Source organism: Phenylobacterium koreense, assembly GCF_040545335.1.
GTDB classification, from domain to species: Bacteria; Pseudomonadota; Alphaproteobacteria; order Caulobacterales; family Caulobacteraceae; genus Phenylobacterium; species Phenylobacterium koreense.
On sequence record NZ_JBEPLU010000001.1, the window covers coordinates 1,778,387 to 1,800,316 of the forward strand.

The 21,930-nt window shown below is 68.5% G+C and carries 24 protein-coding genes; 23 read left to right on the plus strand and 1 reads right to left on the minus strand.

Translation table 11 applies throughout. From position 1 onward, the window contains the following. Positions 1-76: 76 nt before the first annotated feature. From trpS to trmB, 14 genes are all read left to right on the plus strand, one after another. Positions 77-1,111, plus strand: coding sequence for a tryptophan--tRNA ligase (gene trpS, locus ABID41_RS08850; RefSeq protein ID WP_331933028.1), 1,035 nt, complete (start codon positions 77-79; stop codon positions 1,109-1,111). Between the two features lie 96 nt (positions 1,112-1,207). Further along, positions 1,208-1,681 (plus strand): universal stress protein, encoded by a 474-nt coding sequence (locus ABID41_RS08855; protein ID WP_331933027.1) that lies wholly within the window; start codon positions 1,208-1,210, stop codon positions 1,679-1,681. Between the two features lie 182 nt (positions 1,682-1,863). Continuing rightward, positions 1,864-2,433 carry a NifU family protein gene (locus tag ABID41_RS08860; RefSeq protein WP_331933026.1) on the plus strand — a complete coding sequence of 190 codons (570 nt, stop codon included), beginning with the start codon at positions 1,864-1,866 and terminating at the stop codon, positions 2,431-2,433. A gap of 45 nt (positions 2,434-2,478) precedes the next feature. Beyond that, entirely contained in the window at positions 2,479-3,111 is a 633-nt protein-coding gene (gene tsaB / locus ABID41_RS08865; protein WP_354297734.1) for a tRNA (adenosine(37)-N6)-threonylcarbamoyltransferase complex dimerization subunit type 1 TsaB, read from the plus strand. Beyond that, complete coding sequence (gene rimI / locus ABID41_RS08870; protein WP_354297434.1) at positions 3,108-3,560, plus strand: ribosomal protein S18-alanine N-acetyltransferase; 453 nt, start codon at positions 3,108-3,110, stop codon at positions 3,558-3,560. The genes tsaB and rimI overlap by 4 nt, the downstream gene beginning before the upstream one ends. A 40-nt stretch (positions 3,561-3,600) precedes the next feature. Beyond that, positions 3,601-4,008, plus strand: a complete 408-nt coding sequence (locus ABID41_RS08875) for a Fur family transcriptional regulator (RefSeq protein ID WP_331931967.1) — start codon at positions 3,601-3,603, stop codon at positions 4,006-4,008. Positions 4,009-4,050: 42 nt separating this feature from the next. Further along, positions 4,051-5,391 (plus strand): tRNA (N6-isopentenyl adenosine(37)-C2)-methylthiotransferase MiaB, encoded by a 1,341-nt coding sequence (gene miaB, locus ABID41_RS08880; RefSeq protein WP_331931966.1) that lies wholly within the window; start codon positions 4,051-4,053, stop codon positions 5,389-5,391. Then, entirely contained in the window at positions 5,388-6,338 is a 951-nt protein-coding gene (locus ABID41_RS08885) for a PhoH family protein (protein ID WP_354297435.1), read from the plus strand. Before miaB ends, ABID41_RS08885 begins: the two co-directional genes overlap by 4 nt. After that, a complete protein-coding gene (gene ybeY / locus ABID41_RS08890) occupies positions 6,335-6,799 on the plus strand; it encodes an rRNA maturation RNase YbeY (RefSeq protein ID WP_331931212.1) in 465 nt (154 codons plus the stop codon). Before ABID41_RS08885 ends, ybeY begins: the two co-directional genes overlap by 4 nt. After that, entirely contained in the window at positions 6,792-7,667 is an 876-nt protein-coding gene (locus tag ABID41_RS08895) for a hemolysin family protein (protein ID WP_331931214.1), read from the plus strand. The genes ybeY and ABID41_RS08895 overlap by 8 nt, the downstream gene beginning before the upstream one ends. Positions 7,668-7,701: 34 nt before the next feature. Beyond that, positions 7,702-9,237: an apolipoprotein N-acyltransferase gene (lnt, locus tag ABID41_RS08900; RefSeq protein ID WP_435530003.1), complete on the plus strand. Its 1,536-nt coding sequence runs from the start codon at positions 7,702-7,704 to the stop codon at positions 9,235-9,237. Between the two features lie 67 nt (positions 9,238-9,304). After that, positions 9,305-9,727: a helix-turn-helix domain-containing protein gene (locus tag ABID41_RS08905; RefSeq protein WP_331931156.1), complete on the plus strand. Its 423-nt coding sequence runs from the start codon at positions 9,305-9,307 to the stop codon at positions 9,725-9,727. 129 nt (positions 9,728-9,856) lie between these two features. Then, entirely contained in the window at positions 9,857-11,077 is a 1,221-nt protein-coding gene (metK, locus tag ABID41_RS08910; RefSeq protein WP_331931154.1) for a methionine adenosyltransferase, read from the plus strand. Positions 11,078-11,131: 54 nt separating this feature from the next. Continuing rightward, entirely contained in the window at positions 11,132-11,809 is a 678-nt protein-coding gene (gene trmB, locus ABID41_RS08915) for a tRNA (guanosine(46)-N7)-methyltransferase TrmB (protein WP_331931152.1), read from the plus strand. Positions 11,810-11,848: 39 nt separating this feature from the next. Here trmB and ppa read toward each other — a convergent pair whose 3' ends face one another. Continuing rightward, positions 11,849-12,391 (minus strand): inorganic diphosphatase, encoded by a 543-nt coding sequence (gene ppa, locus ABID41_RS08920; protein WP_331931150.1) that lies wholly within the window; start codon positions 12,389-12,391, stop codon positions 11,849-11,851. A gap of 260 nt (positions 12,392-12,651) precedes the next feature. On the opposite strand from ppa, the gene rimP reads away from it, so the two are divergent. The 9 genes from rimP (at position 12,652) to rpsO (ending at position 21,916) form a co-directional block, all read left to right on the plus strand. Then, positions 12,652-13,197, plus strand: a complete 546-nt coding sequence (gene rimP / locus ABID41_RS08925; RefSeq protein ID WP_331931148.1) for a ribosome maturation factor RimP — start codon at positions 12,652-12,654, stop codon at positions 13,195-13,197. Between the two features lie 14 nt (positions 13,198-13,211). Beyond that, positions 13,212-14,879: a transcription termination factor NusA gene (gene nusA / locus ABID41_RS08930; protein WP_331931146.1), complete on the plus strand. Its 1,668-nt coding sequence runs from the start codon at positions 13,212-13,214 to the stop codon at positions 14,877-14,879. A 6-nt stretch (positions 14,880-14,885) separates the two neighbouring features. Continuing rightward, on the plus strand, positions 14,886-15,566 hold the full coding sequence (locus ABID41_RS08935; RefSeq protein ID WP_331931144.1) for an RNA-binding protein: 681 nt from the start codon (positions 14,886-14,888) through the stop codon (positions 15,564-15,566). A gap of 74 nt (positions 15,567-15,640) precedes the next feature. Further along, the gene (gene infB, locus ABID41_RS08940; RefSeq protein WP_354297437.1) at positions 15,641-18,670 is read left to right on the plus strand and encodes a translation initiation factor IF-2; all 3,030 of its coding nucleotides are present in this window, start codon (positions 15,641-15,643) and stop codon (positions 18,668-18,670) included. Between the two features lie 148 nt (positions 18,671-18,818). Beyond that, a complete protein-coding gene (locus ABID41_RS08945) occupies positions 18,819-19,322 on the plus strand; it encodes a DUF2939 domain-containing protein (RefSeq protein WP_354297438.1) in 504 nt (167 codons plus the stop codon). 39 nt (positions 19,323-19,361) lie between these two features. Beyond that, positions 19,362-20,159 (plus strand): dienelactone hydrolase family protein, encoded by a 798-nt coding sequence (locus tag ABID41_RS08950; RefSeq protein ID WP_331932601.1) that lies wholly within the window; start codon positions 19,362-19,364, stop codon positions 20,157-20,159. Positions 20,160-20,261: 102 nt separating this feature from the next. Continuing rightward, entirely contained in the window at positions 20,262-20,699 is a 438-nt protein-coding gene (gene rbfA, locus ABID41_RS08955; RefSeq protein ID WP_331932602.1) for a 30S ribosome-binding factor RbfA, read from the plus strand. Next, positions 20,699-21,643, plus strand: coding sequence for a tRNA pseudouridine(55) synthase TruB (gene truB, locus ABID41_RS08960; RefSeq protein WP_331932603.1), 945 nt, complete (start codon positions 20,699-20,701; stop codon positions 21,641-21,643). The genes rbfA and truB overlap by 1 nt, the downstream gene beginning before the upstream one ends. A gap of 3 nt (positions 21,644-21,646) precedes the next feature. Further along, entirely contained in the window at positions 21,647-21,916 is a 270-nt protein-coding gene (gene rpsO / locus ABID41_RS08965) for a 30S ribosomal protein S15 (protein WP_331932604.1), read from the plus strand. Positions 21,917-21,930: the final 14 nt, after the last annotated feature.

The following is a 21,930-nucleotide window of genomic DNA, read 5'->3' on the forward strand; positions in this document are numbered from 1 at the left end:
GCGTAGCGCCTGATCACCGCCCTTCCGGCGCGGAATGCGCGCGCCTGCCTGATCCTCTTTCGAAAAGCCTGATTCCATGACTGACCAAGCTCCTCCCGCCTATTCGGGCCCGCGCCGCGTGCTGTCCGGCGTCCAGCCCTCCGGCGCCCTGCACCTGGGCAACTATCTCGGCGCGCTGGTGAAGTTCGCCCGCCTGCAGCACGAGGTGGAAACCTTCATCTTCGTGGCCGACATGCACGCGATCACCGTGTGGCAGGATCCGAAGCTGCTGGCCGGCCAGGTGCGCGAGATCGCCGCCGCCTATCTCGCCTCGGGCCTGGACCCCAAGGTCGCCACCATCTTCCCGCAGTCGGCCGTGCCCGAGCACGCCGAGCTCGCCTGGATCTTCAACTGCGTCGCCCGCCTCGGCTGGCTCGACCGGATGACCCAGTTCAAGGAGAAGTCGGGCAAGCACAAGGAGCGCTCGAGCGTCGGCCTCTACACCTACCCGGTGCTGCAGGCCGCCGACATCCTGCTCTACAAGGCGACCGAAGTGCCGGTGGGCGACGACCAGCGCCAGCACCTGGAGCTGACCCGCGACGTGGCCGCGAAGTTCAACCACGACTTCGAGGTCCCGGGCTTCTTCCCGCTGCCCGACGCCCTGACGCAAGGGCCTGGTGCGCGGATCATGTCGCTGCGGGACGGTTCGGCGAAGATGAGCAAGTCCGATCCATCGGACAATTCGCGCCTCAACCTGCTCGATGACGCCGACACCATCGCCCAGAAGGTCCGCAAGGCGAAGACCGACCCGGAGCCGCTGCCGGAAACCCTGGACGAGCTCAAGGCTCGGCCGGAAGCGGAAAACCTGGTGGGTATCTACGCCGCCCTCGACGGCCGTTCGTCTGCGGACGTGCTGGCCGAGTTCGCGGGCCAGGGCTTCGGCGCCTTCAAGCCCAAGCTCGCCGACCTGGCGGTGGAGAAGCTCGGTCCGGTCAGCGCCGAAATGCGCCGGCTGATGGCCGATCCCGCCGAGATCGACAAGGTTCTCGCCGCCGGCGCCGCCCGTGCGCGCGAGGCCGCCACGCCGACCCTGGCCGAGGTCCGCAAGATCGTCGGCTTCTGGGGCGCCTGACCTCTAACCCCTCGTGTCATCCGGTCTTGCTTCGCGAACCGGGTGACACCTGGGGATGGACTTGCCGAACGGGCGAGTCCAAGCCACCGTCTCCCCATGAGCCAGCGCAAGTTCCTCGTCATCGCCGACGACAGCCCGGAATTCCAGGCGGCGCTGCGTTTCGCCTGCCGCCGGGCGCGCTCGACCTCGGGCCATGTGGCCCTGCTGCGGGTCATCGAGCCGGCGGTGTTCGAGCACTGGAGCGGCGTGCGCCAGGAGATCGAGCGCCAGGCCCGCGAGGAAGCCGAGGCGATCCTCCAGAAGATGGCCGAGTTCGTCGTCGCCGAGACCGGCATCCCGCCGGAATTCATCATCGTCAACGCCGAGAGCACCCGCGCGGCGCTGCGCAAGGTCATCTCCGACGACCCGTCGATCAAGATCCTGGTCCTCGCCGCTGCGGTCGGTGGCCGCGGCCCCGGGCCGCTGGTTTCCTCGATCGCCAAGGACGGGGTGAAGTGGGGAACGCGCAAGGTGCCGGTGACCGTAGTCCCCGGCGACCTCACCGACGAAGAGATCGCCGACCTGGCCTAGTCCCTCTCCCTCACCGCGAAGGGAAGAGAGACATGCTTCGATCATTTTTCAGGTCGTCATCCCCGGCTGGGTAAGCGCGCCGGGGATCCATACGCATCAGCCTTTCCGGCGGCTTTCGGCGCATATGGATCCGCTGGGAGGGATAACTTGCGATTCCGCGCTCAAAGCGCCACATCTTGCCCATGTTCATCCAGACCGAAGCCACGCCCAATCCCGAGGTTCTGAAGTTCCTCCCCGGCCGCGAGGTGCTTACCGAAGGCTCGCACGATTTCCGGAGCATCGAGGAGGCTCAGGTCTCGCCGCTGGCGGCCGACCTCTTCGACATCGAGGGCGTGACCCGGGTGTTCTTTGGGACCGACTTCGTGACGGTCGGCAAGGGCCCGCACCACGACTGGCCGCACCTGAAGGCGCCGGTGCTGGCGGCGATCATGGACCACTTCACCTCCGGCCGGCCGCTCTTCGAGGAGACCGCCGAGGCCGGCGGTCACGACGAGGCCGAGTATGAGGGCGAGACCGCCCAGATCGTGGCCGAGATCAAGGACCTGCTGGATACCCGTATCCGTCCGGCCGTGGCCCAGGACGGCGGCGACATCCTGTTCAACCGCTTCGAGCCCGAAACCGGGGTCGTCTGGCTGCACATGCGCGGCGCCTGCTCCGGCTGCCCGTCGTCCTCGGCGACCCTGAAGGCCGGGGTCGAGAACATGCTCAAGCACTACGTGCCCGAAGTCACCCGCGTCGAGCAGACGCTCTAGGGGACTTTGAGTGAGGGTTTTCCGAACGACCGGCCCGGCGTCATGATCGTCCTGGCCGTCGATACCTGTCTGTTCGCCTGCTCGGCCGCCGTGGTCGAGGATGGCGTGACCCGCGCCAGCCGGATCGAGCCGATGAGCCGCGGCCACCAGGAGCGCCTGGCGCCCCTCGTCGCCGAGGTGATGGCGCAGGCGGGGATCGCTTTCGATTCCCTGGATCGGGTCGGCGTCACCGTCGGGCCGGGCTCCTTCACCGGCCTGCGGGTCGGCCTGGCCTTCGCCAAGGGGCTGTCGGCCGCACTCGACATTCCCGCCGTCGGGGTCGGGTCGCTGGAAGCCCTGGCGCGGCCGCACCAGGGCCGGGTGATCGCCGCCCTCGACGCCAAGCGGGGTCAGGTCTATCTGCAGGGCTTCGCCGACGGCGTGGCGGTCAGCGCGCCCGACGTGCTGGCGCTCGAGACCGCGGCGGCGCGGGTCGCCGAGCTTGCGCCGGACGTCCTGGTCGGGACCGGCGCGGCCCTGCTGGCCGAGGTTCGGCCCTCGGCGAAGGTGATCGGGATCGACCACACCGACCCGGCCGCCGTCGCCGCCGTCGCCGCCGCTCGCCCGCCGTCGCCGCCCCGGCCGCTCTATCTCAGGGCTCCGGACGCCAAGCTGCCGGGCGGCCGCGACCCGTCATGACCCTGCGCCCCGCCGACGCGGGCGAGGCCTGGGCCCTGGCCGAACTGCACGCCCGCGCCTTCGACCATCCCTGGCCGGCCCAGGACATCGCCGAGCTGCTGGCTTCGCCCGGCGCCTTCGCCCTGGTGGCGGAGGATGAGCGCCTGGCCGGCTTCATCCTTTGCCGCGCGATTGCGGGCGAGGCCGAGATCCTGACCCTGGCGGTCGATCCGGCCGCGCGCCGGCGCGGACTGGCGCGGGCCATGGTCGAGGCTTGCGCCGGTTTGGCGCGGGCGGCGCAGGCGGACGTCATGTTCCTGGAGGTTTCGGCAGGAAACCTGCCGGCCATCGGCCTCTATGAAGGCGCCGGTTTCGTCCAGGTGGGGGTCCGTTCCGGCTACTACGACCTGGGGGCCGGCGAGCGCGCCGACGCCCTCGTCATGCGGCTCGAACTTGGCCACGGGTCCTAGTCGCCCTATCCTGCCGCCGAGTTACCTGAGGAGACCGTTCGTGGACCGCATCGAGAGCCTTTGCATCGAGAAGGGCATGCGCATGACCGAGCAGCGCCGCGTGATCGCGCGCGTGCTGTCGGCCGCCCACGACCACCCCGATGTGGAAGAGCTGTATCGCCGCGCCCACGAGGTGGATCCGCACATCTCGATCGCTACGGTCTACCGGACGGTCCGCCTGTTCGAAGAGGCCGGAATCATCGCCCGCCACGACTTCCGTGACGGCCGCTCGCGCTACGAGGAGGCCACCGACGTCCACCACGACCACCTGATCGACATGAAGAGCGGCAAGGTGATCGAGTTCGTCGACGAGGAGATCGAGGCCCTGCAGGAGGCCATCGCCCGCAAGCTCGGCTATAAACTGGTGGACCACCGGCTCGAGCTCTATGGCGTGCCCCTGGAGGAATGAGGCGCGCTTGCGCCGAGCTGTCCACAGCCTCATAACGCGCCAATGACCGCTCCTGCGCCCACCAAGCGCCTCTACATCAAGACCTACGGCTGTCAGATGAACGTCTATGACAGCGAGCGCATGGCCGATGTCCTTGCGCCGCTGGGCTATGGCGTGACCGATAGCCCGGACGAGGCCGACCTTGTCGTCCTGAACACCTGCCACATCCGCGAGAAGGCCACCGAGAAGGTCTATTCCGAGCTCGGCCAGATCAAGCTGATGAAGCAGGCCCGCGCCGAGACCGGGGCGAAGATGACCATCGCCGTGGCCGGCTGCGTCGCCCAGGCCGAGGGCGAGCAGATCATGCAACGCCAGCCGGCGGTGGACCTGGTCGTCGGCCCGCAGGCCTATCACCAGCTTCCCGAGCTGATCGCCCGCGCCCACCGCGCCCGCGGCGAGCGCCTGGCCGCGGACTTCGCCGCCGACGAGAAGTTCGACGCCCTGCCGACCGAGCGCAATCCGGACGGCGTCACCGCCTTCCTCACCGTGCAGGAGGGTTGCGACAAGTTCTGCACCTTCTGCGTGGTGCCCTATACCCGGGGCGGAGAGTGGTCGCGGCCGGTGGAGACGATCCTGGCCGAGGCCCGCGACCTGGCCGCCAAGGGCGTGCGCGAGGTCACCCTGCTGGGCCAGAACGTCAACGCCTATGCGGGCGAGGGCGGCCTGGCGGGCCTGGCCCGCAAGCTGGCCAAGATCGAAGGCCTGGACCGCATCCGCTACACGACCAGCCACCCGGCCGACATGGACGAGGCGCTGATCGAGGCCCATGCCGAGCTGCCCCAACTCATGCCCTACCTGCACCTGCCGGTGCAGTCGGGGTCGAACAAGATCCTCAAGGCGATGAACCGCGCCCACACGGCCGACAGCTATCTGCGTCTGGTGGAGAAGATCCGCGCGGCCCGGCCCGACATCGCCATGTCCGGCGACTTCATCGTCGGCTTCCCCGGCGAGCGCGAGGCGGACTTCGAGGCGACGCTGCAGCTCGTGCGCGAGATCGGATATGCGGCCGCCTTCACCTTCAAGTATTCGCGTCGCCCGGGCACCCCGGCCGCGGCCCTGCCGGGCCAGGTGGAGGAGGCGGTGAAGGACGAACGCCTGGCGCGCCTCAACGCCCTGCTGGACGAGCAGCAGCGCGCCTTCAACGCCGCCCAGGCGGGCAAGGTGCTGCCGGTGCTGTTCGAAAAGCCCGGCCGCCATCCCGGCCAGCTTTCGGGCCGCAGCCCCTACCTGCAGGCGGTGCACGTCGAGGGGCCGGATCGTTTGATCGGACAGATCGTTCCGGTTCGCATCGAGGTCGCCAACAAGATGAGCCTTGCCGGGGTGCTCGAGATGGAGACCGCGTGAGCAGGCCCGAATACGTTCCCCTGTCGGACGCCGCCCTGCGTGCGGTGGCCGGCGAGGCCAGCCGGCACGCGGCGCTCATCGAAGACGCCTTCAACGTCCTGATCGAAACCCCCGGCGGCGGCGTCTCCATCGACGGTGACGCCAAATCGCGCAACGCCGCCAAGCAGGCGGTCTCGGCCATCGCCGCCCAGGCCGACGCCGGCCGCGAGGTCGGCGAGGCCGACGTGCGGGTGGCGATCGGCTCCGCGCGCTCGGGCGCCGGCAAGTCGCCGGCCGGGCTGCCCACGGGGCGCCGCGGCCAGGTTTCGCCGCGCACTGCGGGCCAGGCGCGCTATCTGCAGGCCCTGGCCAATTGCGAGCTGGTCTTCGGGCTTGGCCCGGCCGGCACCGGCAAGACCTTCCTGGCGGTCGCCCATGGGGCGGGCCTCTTGCTGCGCGGCGAAGTCGATCGGTTGATCGTTTCGCGCCCGGCCGTCGAGGCCGGCGAACGCCTCGGCTTCCTGCCCGGCGACCTGACCGAGAAGGTCGATCCCTACATGGCCCCGGTCTGGGAGGCGCTGACCGACATCCTGGGCGCCGAACAGTTCCGCCGGCGGCGGGAGAAGGGCGAGATCGAGGTCGCGCCGATCGCCTTCCTGCGCGGCAGGACTCTCAGCCACGCCTTCGTCATCGTGGACGAGGCCCAGAACACCACCCGGCTGCAGATGAAAATGGTGCTGACCCGGATCGGCGAGGGCTCGCGCATGGCCGTGACCGGCGACCCGACCCAGATCGACCTGGTCAACCCGGCGGACTCGGGCCTGGCGCACGCCGTGGGTCTGCTGGAGGGCCTCGAGGGCGTGGGGGTAAACCGGTTCTCTGCGGAAGATATCGTGCGCCATCCGATGGTTGAGCGTATCGTCAGGGCCTACGACGCCGATGCGGCCAAGAGCGGACGCGCGATTTGATCGACATCGAAATCGAAGACCAAGCCTGGAGCGATGCGCTGCAGGACGTCGAGGATCTGGTGGAGGACGCCGCGCTGGCGGCGCTGGCGGAGATCGATTTCGGGGGCGGGGCGATCACCCTGCTGCTGACCGACGACGAAAGCGTTCGCGAGCTGAACGCCCGCTTCCGCGGCAAGGACTACGCGACCAACGTCCTGTCCTTTCCCGCCCCGCAGAACCCGGAGGGTCACCTTGGCGACATCGCGCTCGGCTATGGGGTCTGCGCGCGCGAGGCGGCCGAGCAGGGAAAGCCGCTCGCCCATCATCTGCAGCACCTTGTGGCGCACGGCGTGCTGCATCTTGTAGGATACGATCACGAGACCGACGCCGAGGCCGAACAGATGGAAGGTCTTGAGCGCGTCATCCTGGCCGGGCTGGGGGTTCCAGACCCCTACGCGGCTGAGCAGGGAGACCATGACTAACTCTTCGGACGGGATATCCAGTCCGCCCGAATCCCCCAGGCGCAGCCGGGGGCTTCGGGCGTTGCTTCGCAGGCTTCGCCGTGTGGGCGAGACGCCAGCGCCGCCGGTCAGCGCGCCGGAGGCCAACGACATGGTCGAGCAGGCTGCGGCGTTCCAGTCCATGCGCGTGGCCGACGTCATGACGCCGCGCGTAGACATCGTCGCGGTGGAGCTTTCGACGCCGTTCGCCGAGGTGGTCGCGCGGTTCGCGGAGTCCGAGCACAGCCGGATGCCGATCTATCGCGAGACGCTGGACGACCCGGTCGGCGTGATTCACGTGAAGGACATCTTCCGCCTGCTGGCGGGCCGGGGCCAGCGTCCAGGGCCGCAAGACCTGATCCTGCAGAAGCTGCGCCGCGAGGTGCTGTACGTGCCGGGCTCCATGCGCGCGGCCGACCTGCTGCGGCGCATGCAGGCCGAGCGCAACCACATGGCCATGGTCATCGACGAATTCGGTGGCACCGATGGGCTGGTGACCATCGAGGACCTGGTCGAGGCGGTCGTCGGCGACATCGACGACGAGCACGACGAGGCGACGGTGGTCGCCGTGACGGTGCGCCCCGGCGGCGTCTACGACGTCGACGCCCGCGCGCCGCTCGAGAAGCTCGAAGCCGTGATGGGCGAAGACCTGGCGCCGGACGATCTCGACGAGGAGATCGATACGGTGGGCGGGCTGGTTTCGGCCCTGGCCGGGCGGGTGCCGCAGCGCGGCGAGGTGATCCCACATCCGGCCGGCTACGCGATTGAGGTGCTCGAGTCCGATGCGCGGCGGGTCAAGCGCGTGCGTTTCTCTCCGGCGCCCCCTGTCGAAACGGCGCAAGAGGCGTGACCTGAAACTCTCCTCGTCCTCGACCTGGCGTCTCCTGGCGGTGCTGGGCGGGCTGGCCGCCGGCCTGGCCCACCCGCCTTTCGGACTGCTCCCCGGCCTGCTGGGCTATGGCCTTTTCATGCGCGCCGTGGAGACGACGGGCCCGAGGCCGCTCAGATCGTCCTTCTTCCGGGGCTGGCTGGCCGGGCTCGGCTATTTCGCGATCAGCGTCTGGTGGATCACCGAGGCGTTCCTGGTGGATGCGGCCGCCCACGGCTGGATGGCCCCCTTCGCCCTGCTGTTCATGGCCGGCGGCCTTTCCCTGTTCTGGGGGGTGGCTGGGTTGCTCTATCGCGTCGCCGACGTCAGGGGACCCTGGCGGGTGCTGGTCTTCGCCGGGATCGTGGCCCTGGCGGAGTGGACCCGCGGCCATGTCTTCACGGGGTTTCCGTGGAACCTGCCCGGCGAGACCTGGCGGGCCGGAGGCCCGGTCTCGCAGGCTTCCGCCCTGATCGGACCCTATGGGCTCACTTGGGTGACGGTGGCGGCCGCGGCGGCCTTCGCCCTGGCGTTCGACCGGGGCGGCCGCGCCGCCCGCATCCTGCCGCCGGCATTGGCGGCGGCGGTCCTGCTGGCGCTCGCGGGCTTCGGCGCATGGCGCCTGCAGGGCGCTCCGCCGGTCAGCGACGGCGCGCCGCTCATTCGCATCGTCCAGGCCAACATCGACCAGAAGGACAAGTGGCGGCCGGAGAATCTCGACGCCATCATCGACACCTATGTCAGCCTGTCCCGGACGCCCGCCGGCGCTTCGCCCCAGATCGTGGTCTGGCCGGAGGGCGCTCTGCCAGCGGTCATCGACGACCTGCTGGCGCCCGGAAGCCCTTATGCGGCGCGCCTGGCCTCGGCGGTGGAGCCGGGCCAATCCCTGCTGCTGGGCGCCAATCGCGCCGATTACGCCCCGGACGGAGGGGTCGACTACTTCAACAGCCTGATCGCCCTGCGCCGCACCGCCGTCGGGCTGCAGGTGACGGGCGTCTATGACAAGCATCGGCTGGTCCCCTTCGGGGAATTCCTGCCGTTCGGCGAGCTCGCCACCAGTCTCGGCATCCGAAGCCTGGTCCATATGCCGGAGGACTTCACGGCCGGGCCAGAGCCCGGACCCATGCGGGCCCGAGGCATGCCGCCCGTCCAGCCGCTGATCTGCTATGAGGCGCTGTTCCCACGCTTTGCCGAGAACGCCGCCGTGCGGGCCGGCCTGCGTCCGCGATGGCTGCTGAATGTTTCGAACGACGCCTGGTTCGGCGCGACCAGCGGCCCGTGGCAGCATCTCAACATCGCCAGTTATCGCGCCATCGAGAATGGCCTGCCCATGGTGCGCTCGACCCCGACCGGCGTTTCGGCGGTCATTGACGCCTATGGCCGCGCGCCTGCCGAGCGCCGCCTGGGGCTTGGCGCTGTCGGGGTCATCGATGCGCGCCTGCCGCCCGCGATTTCAGCCACACCCTACAATTTTATCGGCGAAACGGCCTTCGCCATGATGTTGCTCCTTTCCTTAGCCATTGTCGGATTTCGACATTTAGGTCGGCGATAAAGAGCGGAATTGACGATTTGGTCAGGTTTTTGACGCGTCAGTCGAGGCTCGGCAAGGGTGAGCCCAAATGGTCAAAGACCCGGACACTGTCCCCAATCCTATCGATGTCCATGTCGGCCTGCGGATTCGTCTTCGGCGCAAAGAACTCGGCGTAAGCCAGGAAAGGCTGGCCGAGGCGATTGGGCTCACCTTTCAACAGGTGCAGAAATACGAGCGCGCGGCAAACCGCGTCTCCGCTTCGAAGCTGTACGAAATGGCCCGCGCTCTGGACACCTCCACGGCCTATTTCTTCGAAGGCCTCGCCGACACCAAGTCTACGGCGCCCAGCGAGCCGGCTGGCGGCCAGGCCCACATGCAGGCCTTTCTGCTGACCTCCGAAGGTGTGGAACTGGCCAACGCCTTTCCGAAAATCGCGCCGGCGCGGGTGCGCCGCCGCATCCTCGATCTCGTCCGGGCGATGGTCGATGAAGAGGCGCAGGCCGAGGACTAGTCAGGGCGGCACCTTCAGCCGACGCGCGACGCCGCTTGCGGGATATAAAGATTTCCTTATAGGTTCCGACCAACGTCCAATATGGCGCCGCCATGGGCCGCGGCGCGCCCGTTTCACCGGAGCTACCACTTGAGCCGTTCGTCCTACATCTTCACCAGCGAAAGCGTGTCCGAGGGCCACCCCGACAAGGTGGCCGACCGTATCTCCGACACCGTGGTCGATGCGTTCCTCGCGGCCGAGCCCGAGGCCCGCGTGGCCTGCGAGACCCTGGTGACCACCAACCGCATCGTGCTGGCCGGCGAAGTTCGCGCCGGCAAGCCGGGCGCTTCCAAGGCCGAAAACAAGGCCATGACGAAGGAAATCCTCGCCAGCCTGGAGCCCAAGGTGCGCGCCGCGGTGAAGGACATCGGCTACGCTCAGAAGGGTTTCCACTGGGAGAAGGCGAAGTTCTCGAACTTCCTGCACGCCCAGTCGGCCGACATCGCCGTCGGCGTCGACTCGACCGATAAGAAGGAAGAGGGCGCGGGCGACCAGGGGATCATGTTCGGCTACGCCTGCGACGAGACCCCGTCGCTGATGCCGGCGACCCTGCAGTACTCGCACGACATCCTGCACAAGCTGGCCGAGGTGCGTCATTCGGGCGAATGCGAAGCGCTCGAACCGGACGCCAAGAGCCAGGTGACCCTGCTCTATCAGGACGGTCGCCCGGTCGAGGTGCTGAAGATCGTCGTCTCGACCCAGCACAAGAAGAAGATCGGCGACCAGACCGCCAATTCCAAGCGCATCGCCGCCCTGATCCGGCCCTATGTCGAAAGCGTCATTCCGGACGGCCTGATCACCAAGAAGACCAAGTGGCACGTCAACCCGACCGGCCGCTTCCTGATCGGCGGGCCGGACGGCGACGCGGGCGTCACCGGCCGCAAGATCATCGTCGACACCTACGGCGGGGCGGCTCCGCACGGCGGCGGCGCCTTCTCCGGCAAGGACCCGACCAAGGTGGACCGTTCGGCGGCCTATGCCTGCCGCTATCTGGCCAAGAATGTCGTCGCCGCGGGCCTGGCCCGCAAGTGCACGATCCAGATCAGCTACGCCATCGGCGTCTCCGATCCGCTGTCCTTCTATGTCGACCTGCACGGCACCGGTCAGGTCGATCCGGCCAAGCTGGAACTGGCTCTGCCGCAGATGATCGGCGGCGCGACGCCGCGGGCGATCCGTGAGCACCTGGGCCTCAACCGCCCGATCTACGCGCGCACTGCGGCCTATGGTCACTTCGGCCGTACGCCGGACAACGAAGGCGGCTTCTCCTGGGAGAAGACCGACCTGGTCGAGCAGCTCAAAGGCATCGCCTGACCCTGGCGCGGCGGCCGGCTTTTCGAGCCGGCCGTTGCGATGTAGAGGGCGGCGATGGAAGACGCCGCTCACCCCCTCCTCCGGTCCTACGGCCGGATCAAGTCACGTCCGATCAAGCCGCGCCAGGCCGCGCTGGTCGAAACCCTGCTGCCCTCTATCCGGCCGCCCGAGGGGCCGTTCGACCCTCGCGAACTGATGCCGGGGGCCGCGGAGGCCTGGCTGGAGATCGGCTTCGGCGGCGGCGAGCACATGGCCAGCCAGGCGGCTCGCCGGCCCGACGTGCTGATCGTCGGCTGCGAGCCGTTCCTCAACGGCGTGGCCAGCGCCGTGCGGCACGTGGACGAGCAGGGGCTTTCCAACGTCAGGATTCACGACGGAGACGCGCGGGAACTCGCCGCCCGGATGCCGACCGGCTGCTTGTCGCGGGTCTTCATCCTGTTCCCGGACCCCTGGCCCAAGGCGCGGCATCACAAGCGCCGTATCGTCCAGCCGGAGATGGTCGCCGAACTGGCGCGGCTGCTGAAGCCAGGCGGGCGGCTGCGGTTCGCGACCGATGTCGCCGGCTACGCCGACTGGGCGCTGGAGCGCATCCTGGCCTCGCCGGACTTCGACTGGACAGCCGAGCGCGCCGACGACTGGCGGGTTCCGCCGGCCGACCACATCACGACACGTTATGAGGAAAAGCGCCTGGGCGACTGCGAGCCGGTGTTCTTCGACTTCGTGCGGCGCTGAGGGTGACGGCGGGCGCGTGGCCCGCCGCCTCATTTCGACTTACTGGCCCTTGCCGGCGGCCTTGGCGCGCTCGATCCCCTGGCGGATCAGCTCACCGGTCTCTTCCGGATCGGCCCAGCGGACGATCTCGACGCGCTTGCCCTTCTCCAGGTCCTTATAGTGCTGGAAGAAGTGGGCGATCTGCTCGGTCAGAATCGCCGGCAGGCTGCGCCAGGAATCCACGCCGGCGTAGAACGGGTGCAGCTTGTCCACCGGAACGGCCAGGACCTTTTCGTCGCCGCCGGCCTCGTCGACCATCATCAGGGTGCCGATCGGACGCACGCGGATCACCGCGCCGGGAACGACCGGAGTCGGTCCGACCACCAGCACGTCCATCGGGTCGCCATCGTCCGACAGGGTGTGCGGGATGAAGCCGTAGTTGCCGGGATAGTACATCGCCGTATGGAGGAAGCGGTCGACCATGATGGCGCCGCTCTCCTTGTCGAGCTCGTACTTCACAGGCTCGCCGCCCTGCGGAATTTCGATGATGGCGTTGACGTCGTACGGCGGGTTCACGCCGACGGGAATCTTGGAGATGTCCATAGGGAGGGAAGGACCTTGCGACACTGAAAGTTTTAGCGCCGCGTCTGTGAACCATTCGGAGCCTCACGAAAAGGGGCGCCGACCCCGATCGAGCGCGAAAGCTGCAATTCGCTCCGCAAATGCGCCCGCCCCGCGGGGGGCTGACAAAACGCAGGTCCCGCGCTATATAAGCCTCACATCGTCCGTTAGCGCTGGATAGCGCATACGAGCGGCAGGCTTCGGCCCAGCCGCTTTTTTGTTGCCGGAGAGCAGCCAAGCTTATGCGTGGCAAGACCGCTGAAGACCGCCGACTCCTGGAACTTCTCGACCCCGTCGCGGAGGCCGCAGGTTATGAGATCGTGCGCCTGCGCCTGATGGGCGGGGACAGCGCCCGTCGCCTTCAGGTGATGGCCGAGACGCCGGAAGGCGAGATGGTCGTCGAGGACTGCGCGCGGCTGTCGCGGGCGATCTCCGAAGTCATGGACGCCGCCGACCCCATCGCCGGGGAATATACGCTGGAGGTCTCGTCCCCCGGCGTCGACAGGCCGCTGACGAGGCTGAAGGATTTCGCCAACTACGAAGGCCATGACGCGCGGATCGAGCTCGACCGCGTGGCCGAGGGGCGCAAGCGCTTCCGCGGTATATTGGCCGGGGTCGAGGGCGACGCCGTGGGCATCGACCTGGAAGGCGAAGACTCCACCGCCATGATCCCGTTCTCCTGGATCGTGGATGCTAAACTCATCCTGACCGACGCGCTGATGAAGCGCGGCGCGGACGAACGCGCCGCCCGCCTGAGCGCCGAGGCCGATCAAGAAACACCCGAGTAAGAGGACGCAGACCGATGAGCCTGACCGGCATTTCCGCCAACCGGCTTGAGCTGTTGCAGATCGCCGAGGCCGTGGCCCGGGAAAAGTCGATCGACAAGGAGATCGTCATCGAGGCGATCGAGGAAGCGATCCAGAAGGGCGCCCGCGCGCGGTACGGCGCCGAGCACGACATCCGGGTACGCATCGATCCCAAGACCGGCGAGATGACCGTCAAGCGCGTCATCACCGTGATCCCCGACGACGCCGTGTTCGAGAGCGAGGACGGCCTGGCCGAGGAGCCGGTGGGCGTGCGCCGCCTGGCCGACGCCCTGCGCGACGACAAGGACGCCTTTGTCGGCAAGACCTACGAAGAGATCCTGCCGCCCTTCGAGTTCGGCCGCGTCCAGACCCAGATGGCTCGCCAGGTGGTGACCGGGAAGGTCCGCGAAGCCGAGCGCGAGCGTCAGTACGAAGAGTTCAAGGATCGCGTCGGCGAGATCGTCAACGGCGTCGTCAAGCGCGTCGAATACGGCAACACCGTCGTCGACCTGGGCCGTGGCGAAGGCATCATGCGCCGCGACCAGTCGATCCCGCGCGAGAACTTCAACATCGGCGACCGGATCCGCTGCTACATCTACGACGTCCGCCGCGAGACCAAGGGCCCGCAGATCCTGCTCAGCCGCGCCCATGGCGGCTTCATGGCCAAGCTGTTCGCCCAGGAAGTGCCGGAAGTCTATGACGGCGTGATCGAAATCCGCGCGGTGGCCCGCGATCCGGGTTCGCGCGCCAAGATGGCGGTGGTGTCGAACGACTCCTCGATCGACCCGGTCGGCGCCTGCGTCGGCATGCGCGGTTCGCGCGTGCAGGCGGTCGTGGCCGAGCTGCAGGGCGAGAAGATCGACATCATCCAGTGGAGCCCGGACGAGGCGACCTTCATCGTCAACGGCCTGGCCCCGGCCGAAGTGTCCAAGGTCGTCATGGACGAAGAGGACGAGCGCGTCGAAGTCGTGGTGCCGGACGAACAGCTGTCCCTGGCCATCGGCCGCCGCGGCCAGAACGTCCGCCTGGCCTCCCAGCTCACCGGCTGGCAGATCGACATCATGACCGAGAGCCAGGAGAGCGAGCGCCGTCAGCGCGAGTTCACCGAGCGCACGGCCCTGTTCCAGGAAGCCCTGGACGTCGACGAGGTCATCGCCCAGCTCCTGGTCACCGAAGGCTTCGCCTCGGTCGAGGACGTGGCCTATGTGGACGCCTCGGACATCGCGGCCATCGAAGGCTTCGACGAGGACACCGCCGAGGAAATCCAGACCCGCGCCCGCGAGTACCTCGAGAAGGAAGCGGCCGAGTACGACGCCAAGCGCAAGGCCCTGGGCGTCGAGGACGGTCTGCTGGAGATCGAGGGCGTGACCCTGCCGATGGCCGTGGCCCTGGGCGAAGGCGACGTGAAGAGCGTCGAGGACCTGGCCGGCCTGATCCCCGACGACCTGCGCGGCTGGTTCGAGACCCGCGACGGCGAGCGCGTGCGCGAGCCGGGCATCCTCGAAAGCTTCAATCTCGACGCCATGGACGCCGAGGCCCTGATCATGCGAGCCCGTATCGCCATGGGTTGGGTCGAGGTGCCGGAGCCCGAGCTGGAGCCGGAAGCCGAATACGCCGAGGGCGAGTACGAAGCCGCCCCCGAGGAAGAAAGCCCGGAGGCGTAAGACCTGGTGACCGCCCCCTCCGTCAACGCGGCCGCGAGAGCGACGCCCCGCACCCTCGCCCAGGCGGCGCGGGAGCGGCGGGATATCGTCTCCGGCCAGGTGATGGGGGAGGGCGCCCTGGTTCGCTTTGTCGCGGGCCCCGAGGGGCTGGTCGTTCCCGATCTCGCCGCCAAGCTGCCCGGACGCGGCATGTGGGTCGCCGCCGACCGCGTCTCGGTGGAAACCGCGGCCCGCAAGGGCCATTTCGCGCGGTCCGCCAAGGCCAAGCTGGCGGCCCCGGCCGACCTCGCCGATCAGGTCGAGGGCCTGCTGCGCCGTCGGCTTCTGGAGAGCCTCGGGCTTGCGAAACGGGCCGGGGAGCTTATCTCCGGATACGAAAAGGTCGCCGCGGCGCTGAACGCCGGTAAGGTGGCCTGGCTGGTCGAAGCCGCCGACGGCGCGGCGGACGGCCGCCGCAAGATCCTTAATGTGGCCCGCAAGTCACCTAACCCCCCTCAGGTCCTCGGACTCTTCAACGCCGAGGAATTGGGTTTGGCCTTGGGGGCGGAGAATGTGATACACACCGCCTTCCTTGCGGGGCGCGGCGCCGATCATTGGACGAGAGACGTCCGGAGATTGGCTGGCTTTAGCCCGCTCCTTCCCGAGAGTTGGCGCGAGGAGAGGCCTTCTGAGGCGGGCGGAACCTGACACGGTTTCGCGCGCCTAGAGCTATTGGAATGTCCGTGGTCGGGGCCGCCCCGATCGATATGTAAAGCGAGCGCATGAGCGACGAGAACGACAACGGCCGGACGCCCGGAGGGCGAGCTCCCCTGACCCTGAAGCCCCGTGGGGCCGGATCGGTCAGTGCGGGCACGGTGAAGCAGAGCTTCAGCCATGGCCGGTCCAAGACGGTGGTCGTGGAGACCAAGCGCCAGCGCACGCATGCGTCGCCGGCCGGGAACCTTGCTGCCCCGTCTTCGGCTGAACGCCGCGCTTCCTCGCCGCAGTCCGCCGGGCCGCGCCCGAGCCAGGGACCGTCCGGCGACGGCTCCGGCCTTTCGGCGGAAGAACAACGCGCCCGTCAGCGCGCGATCGAACTCGCCCGCGAGCATCAGGCCCGCCAGGCGGCCGAACAGCGCGCCCGCGAGGAACGCGCTCGCGCCGAAGCCGAGGCCGCCCGCGCCGAGGCTGCGAAGGCTGCCGCCGCCGCCAAGGCCGAGGCCGCCGCTGCGGCCGCCCCGCCGCCGGCGCCTGCCGCTCCGGCTGCGTCCGCTCCCGCGGCGCCTGCCGCGCCGGCCGCTCCGGCTCAGGAAGCCCCCCGTGCGGCGGCTCCGCAGGCTGCTGCGCCTGCGCCCCGCGCCGAGGCTCCGGCCCGCCAGGACGCGCCGCGGTCGGCCCCCGGCCAGACCCGCACCTACGAACCTTCGCGCGAACGCCGCGACGATCGTCCGACCACGACGACCTATCGTCCGGAGCGGACCCGCGAGCCGGGTCGCTACGAGAATATGAACTTCGGCCAGCGCGCGCCGCGCGCCGATGCGCCTCGCCCGCCCCGCGACGATCGTGGCGGTCCGCGCGGCGATCGGACCGGTGGCGGCCGCCCGCAGGGCGACCGTCCGCAAGGCGATCGCCCGCGTCCCAGCGGCGAGCCCGTCCGCTATTCGGCCCTGTCGCCGCGCCCCGCGCCCGGCGGCGGCCGGCCCGGCGATCGTCCGGGTGGCCCGCGTCCGCCTCGCGGCGCGGCTCCCAACGCTCCGCCTGCGACTCCTGAGATTCAACGTGCGACCCGTCAGGCCCCGCGGCCCGGCGGCGAGGCCCGTCGTCCCGACGATGAAGAGGATACGCGCCGCAAGACCCCGACTGCGCCCAACAAGGCGATCAGCCGGGTCAAGGGCGCGGCTCAGCGGCGCGAAGGGCGCCTGACCATCCAGGCCGTGGCCGGTGACGACGAGGGCGCCGTCGAGCGTATGCGTTCGCTGGCCTCGGTCCGCCGGGCGCGCGAGCGTGAACGTGAGAAGCGCAAGGGCGGCGGCCAGGAACAGGCCCGCGTGGCCCGCGAAGTCGTCATCCCGGACGTCATCACGGTGGCCGAACTGGCCAACCGCATGGCGACCCGCGGCGTGGAGATCATCAAATTCCTGATGCGTCAGGGCGTGATGCTCAAGATCAACGACGTCATCGACAACGACACCGCCGAACTGGTGGCCACCGAATTCGGCCACACCGTCCGCCGCGTCTCGGAAGCCGACGTCGAAGAAGGCTTCCTCGGCGAAGAGGACGTGGACGATCATCTGGTCCCGCGCCCGCCCGTCGTGGCGGTCATGGGCCACGTCGACCACGGCAAGACCTCGCTGCTGGACGCCCTGCGTTCGGCGGACGTGGCGGCCGGCGAGCACGGCGGCATCACCCAGCACATCGGCGCCTACCAGGTTCGCCTGGCCAGCGGTCAGGCCGTGACCTTCCTGGACACCCCCGGCCACGCTGCGTTCTCCGCCATGCGGGCGCGCGGCGCTGACGTCACGGACATCGTGGTCCTGGTGGTCGCCGCAGACGACGGCGTCATGCCGCAGACGGTCGAGGCCATCCAGCACGCCAAGGCGGCCGGCGCCCCGATCATCGTGGCGATCAACAAGATGGATAAGCCCGACGCCAATCCGCAGCGGGTGATCAACGAGCTGCTGCAGCACGAGATCGTCGTCGAAAGCCTCGGTGGCGACACCCAGGTGATCGAGGTCTCGGCGCTGAAGAAGCAGGGCCTCGAGAACCTGATCGAGGCGATCCTGGTTCAGGCCGAGATAATGGACCTGAAGGCCAATCCGGACCGCACTGCGGACGGCACGGTCATCGAGGCCAAGCTCGATCGCGGCCGCGGCGCGGTTTCGACCGTGCTGGTCAAGCGCGGCACCCTGAAGCGTGGCGACATCGTCGTCGCCGGCGCCAATTTCGGTCGCGTGCGGGCCCTGCTGAACGAGCGCGACGAGCAGCTCGATGCGGCCGGTCCCTCGGTGCCGGTGGAGATCCTCGGCCTCGATGGGGCTCCGACCCCCGGCGAACCCTTCGCCGTGGTGGAGAGCGAGGCTCGCGCCCGCGAACTGACCGAATACCGGACCCGCCTGAAGCGCGAGAAGGCCGGTTCGCCGGTCGCCGCCGGCGTGACCATGGCCGACTTCATGGCCAAGCTTCAGGACAAGAAGGTCTCGGAGCTGCCGGTCATCATTAAGGCGGACGTGCAAGGCTCGGCCGAGGCCATCGTCGGCTCGCTCGAAAAGCTGGCCACCGACGAAGTCCGTGCGCGGATCATCCTCTCGGGCGCCGGCGCGATCAGCGAAAGCGACGTCACCCTGGCCAAGAGCTCGGGCGCGCCGATCATCGGCTTCAACGTCCGCGCCTCGAAGCAGGCGCAGGCGCTGGCCGAACGCGAGGGCGTCGAGATCCGCTACTACGCGATCATCTACGACCTGATCGACGACATCAAAGGCGTGCTCTCGGGCATGCTGGCGCCGGAACAACGCGAGACCTTCCTGGGCAACGCGCGGGTCCTGCAGGTGTTCGACATCACCAAGGTCGGCCGCGTCGCCGGTTGCCGCGTCACCGAAGGCGTGGTTCGCCGTGGCGCTCGCGTCCGGATCATCCGCGAGGACATCGTGGTGCTCGAACTCGGTACGCTCAAGACCCTCAAGCGCTTCAAGGACGAAGTCGCCGAGGTGGGCTCCGGCGTCGAGTGCGGGATGTTCTTCGAGGGCTTCCAGGACATCAAGGAAGGCGACGTCATCGAGTGCTTCAATCTCGAAGAAGTGGCCCGCAGCCTCTAGATCGCCGTCTTTGGCGCGAAGATCAGGCCCCCGGGAAACCGGGGGCCTTTTTCGTGGTCGGGCCCGTTCATAGTACGCGTCCGGCTTGTCGCAGGGCCCGTAGCTTGGGATACGACATGCTCCGCCATCCGCAACAACCGGTCCGCTGATGAGAAACCTGCTTTTTGCGTTCGCCGTCTTCGCGCTGGCCGCCTGTGCGACCACCCAGCGTTATGACGCGGCCGCCGACGTCCATGCCCTGCTGGTGTCCATTCGCGACAACGACAAGGCGACCTTCGACAAGCACGTGGACCGCGAGGCCCTGAAGCGGCAGGTCGAGTCCCGGATGCTGGCCGAAGCGCGCAAGACCGGCGGCGACGAACTGGCGGCCCTCGGCGCGCTGATCGCGCCGGCCCTCGCCGAGGCCGCCAGCGAGACGTTGATCCAGCCGCGGACCTTCCGCGCTGTCGCCGAGTACTACGGCTATGGCCCCTCGACCCCGATCCCGAACTCCCTGGTCATCGGCGGCCAGTTGAAGACGGTCGGGGAGGGCCAGGTGTGCGCACCCCGCAAAAAGAACGGTCCATGCCTGCTGACTTTCACCCGCGAGGACGGGGTCTGGCGGCTCTCCAGCTTCGATGGCGATCTTTCCATGCTGCGGACCAAGGGCTGACGGGCCTAACTCCTCGCGGCGACCTTACGGGAGGAGCGCATGGGCTACGCATCGGCGCTGGCCGCATACGAGAAGTTCCGGTTCGACGACGGCCGATGGGCCCGCGACGTCTATCGGCGGGGGGTGGGGCCGGCGGTCATCGTCATTCACGAGATGCCAGGCCTGCACCCGCAGGTGATCCGGTTCGCCGACCGGGTGGCCGCGGCCGGCATGACCGTCTATTGCCCCCATCTGTTCGGCGAGCCGGGCCGGCCGGCGAACCATCCGCTGGGCGTGCTGACCATGCTGGGCGGGGTCTGCATCCGCCGCGAGTTCAATGTTTGGGCCAGCGACCGGTCGAGCCCGATCGTGGACTGGTTGCGGGCGCTGGCGCGCAAGGCCCACGCCGACAGCGGCGGCAGAGGCGTCGGGGCGGTCGGGATGTGCTTCACCGGCGGCTTCGCCCTGGCGATGATGACCGAGCCGTCGGTCGTCGCTCCGGTGCTGTCCCAGCCTTCGCTGCCCTTGGGCGCCAGCCGGCCGGAGAAAGCGGCTGGCGTCGGCGCTTCGCCGGCGGAGGTCGCCTGCGCCCGCCGCCGCTTCCAGGACGAGGACCTCTCGATGATCGGCCTGCGGTTCCACGGCGATCCCTTCGTGCCGGATGCGCGGTTCGAGACCTACCGGCGCGAATTCGGCGATCGGTTCGAAGCGATCGAGATCGATCCGAAGGACGCTGCGCCTGGCGGCCTGAAGCATCCGCACTCGGTGCTGACCATCAATCTCGCCGAGGAGGGGCCGACCAAAGCAGCCGAGGCGCGGGTCATTTCGTTCTTCCGCGAGCGGACCGGAGCGGCGTGAGCTTCGGGGTGGACTTCGCGTCGTGGGACGCCTAGAAGCCCGCCCTTCTCCTGAGCCGCCGCGTCCGATCCGCGCGCCAGGGTCGTAAGAGGCGCCAGTTCAATGAAACGTACAACGTCCAAGGGCCGCCCCAGCCCGGTGGGCCCATCCCAGCGCCAGTTGCGCGCCGGCGAGCTTATTCGCCACGCCCTGGTGGAAATCCTTCGCGAGGAAGACTTCGAGGACGAAGCCCTGGTGGGCGTCTCGGTGACCCTCACCGAGGTGCGCATGAGTCCTGACCTCAAGCACGCGGTCTGCTTCATCGAACCGCTCGGCGGCGAGCATGCGCCGGAGGTGGTCAAGGCGCTGAACCGCCACTCCAAATTCCTGCGCGGCCGGCTGGGGCGCGAGATCGACATGAAGTTCACGCCGGACCTGAAGTTCCTGCACGACGAGAGCTTCGACGAGGCCGAGCGGATCGGGCGGCTGTTCGACGACCCGAAGGTGCGTCAGGACCTGACGCCTCAGCCGCCCTCGGACTCCTGGAAGGATGAAGACTGATGGCGCGTCGCCGCAAGGGTGAGGCCGTCTCCGGCTGGATCAACCTGGATAAGGCCTACGACCTGGGTTCGACCCAGGCGGTGAGCCGCGTCCGGCGCATCTTCAACGCCCAGAAGGCCGGCCATGCGGGCACCCTCGACCCGCTGGCCACCGGCGTGCTGCCGATCGCCCTGGGCGAGGCGACCAAGACCGTCTCCTTCCTGATGGACGCCGACAAGGCCTACCGGTTCACCATCGAATGGGGTCGGACCACGGCCAGCTTCGACCGGGAGGGCGCGACGACCGCCACCTCCGATGTCCGCCCGAGCGTGGCGGCGATCGAGGCGGTGCTGCCGGAGTTCGTAGGCGACATCCTGCAGGTTCCGCCGGCTTTCTCCGCCGTGAAGGTGGATGGCGAGCGCGCCTATGACCTCGCCCGCGCGGGCGAACAGGTGGAGCTGAAGGCCCGGCAGGTCTCCATCTACGAGGCCCGGGTGATCGACGCTCCGGACGCCGATCATGTCGAGATCGCCGTGGAATGCGGCAAGGGCACCTATGTCCGCGCGATCGTCCGAGACATCGCCGAACGGCTGGGCGCCTGCGCCCATGTCAGCGCCCTGCGCCGGACGCGGGTCGGTCCCTTCGAGGAAGAAACCGCGATAACGCTGGAATTGTTGGAAGATTTGAGCCATAAGGCCCGGTGCATGGAGGCATTGCTTCCGGTCGAGACCGCCCTGGACGACATCCCGGAGCTGGCCGTGACCGCCGAAGACGCCTTCAAGCTGAAGCAGGGACGACCGATCGTTCTGGTTCCCCGACAGGTGGAAGCGCTCAAGGCCCGGCTAAGCCCCGGGACGCGAACCGTTTCAGCCATGGACGGCGGATCGATCGTGGCGCTCTGCGAGATGCGTGCGGGCAAGCTCGAGCCCTCGCGGGTCTTTCATCTGGACAAGAGCGGAGACTAACCGATGTCGATCACGCTAGAGCGTAAGGCCGAGCTCATCAAAGCCCACGGCCGCACCGAAGGCGATACCGGAAGCGCCGAAGTGCAGGTTGCGATCCTCTCGGAGCGCATCGCCAACCTCACCGAGCACTTCAAGACCCACAAGAAGGACAACCACTCGCGCCGGGGCCTGCTGAAGCTCGTCTCCCAGCGCCGTTCGCTGCTCGATCACCTGAAGAAGTCCGACGAGGGCCGCTATCAGTCTCTGATCGAAAAGCTGGGTCTGCGTCGCTAAGACCACCAGGTCGG

Bases quoted from the DNA above. Each gene is read 5' to 3' on its own strand.
- trpS (WP_331933028.1), top strand. From the start codon at position 77: ATGACTGACCAAGCTCCTCCCGCCTATTCGGGCCCGCGCCGCGTGCTG.
- ABID41_RS08855 (WP_331933027.1), top strand. From the start codon at position 1,208: ATGAGCCAGCGCAAGTTCCTCGTCATCGCCGACGACAGCCCGGAATTC.
- ABID41_RS08860 (WP_331933026.1), top strand. From the start codon at position 1,864: ATGTTCATCCAGACCGAAGCCACGCCCAATCCCGAGGTTCTGAAGTTC.
- rimI (WP_354297434.1), top strand. From the start codon at position 3,108: ATGACCCTGCGCCCCGCCGACGCGGGCGAGGCCTGGGCCCTGGCCGAA.
- miaB (WP_331931966.1), top strand. From the start codon at position 4,051: ATGACCGCTCCTGCGCCCACCAAGCGCCTCTACATCAAGACCTACGGC.
- ABID41_RS08895 (WP_331931214.1), top strand. From the start codon at position 6,792: ATGACTAACTCTTCGGACGGGATATCCAGTCCGCCCGAATCCCCCAGG.
- ABID41_RS08905 (WP_331931156.1), top strand. From the start codon at position 9,305: ATGGTCAAAGACCCGGACACTGTCCCCAATCCTATCGATGTCCATGTC.
- trmB (WP_331931152.1), top strand. From the start codon at position 11,132: ATGGAAGACGCCGCTCACCCCCTCCTCCGGTCCTACGGCCGGATCAAG.
- ppa (WP_331931150.1), bottom strand. From the start codon at position 12,391: ATGGACATCTCCAAGATTCCCGTCGGCGTGAACCCGCCGTACGACGTC.
- rimP (WP_331931148.1), top strand. From the start codon at position 12,652: ATGCGTGGCAAGACCGCTGAAGACCGCCGACTCCTGGAACTTCTCGAC.
- nusA (WP_331931146.1), top strand. From the start codon at position 13,212: ATGAGCCTGACCGGCATTTCCGCCAACCGGCTTGAGCTGTTGCAGATC.
- infB (WP_354297437.1), top strand. From the start codon at position 15,641: ATGAGCGACGAGAACGACAACGGCCGGACGCCCGGAGGGCGAGCTCCC.
- ABID41_RS08945 (WP_354297438.1), top strand. From the start codon at position 18,819: ATGAGAAACCTGCTTTTTGCGTTCGCCGTCTTCGCGCTGGCCGCCTGT.
- ABID41_RS08950 (WP_331932601.1), top strand. From the start codon at position 19,362: ATGGGCTACGCATCGGCGCTGGCCGCATACGAGAAGTTCCGGTTCGAC.
- rbfA (WP_331932602.1), top strand. From the start codon at position 20,262: ATGAAACGTACAACGTCCAAGGGCCGCCCCAGCCCGGTGGGCCCATCC.
- truB (WP_331932603.1), top strand. From the start codon at position 20,699: ATGGCGCGTCGCCGCAAGGGTGAGGCCGTCTCCGGCTGGATCAACCTG.
- rpsO (WP_331932604.1), top strand. From the start codon at position 21,647: ATGTCGATCACGCTAGAGCGTAAGGCCGAGCTCATCAAAGCCCACGGC.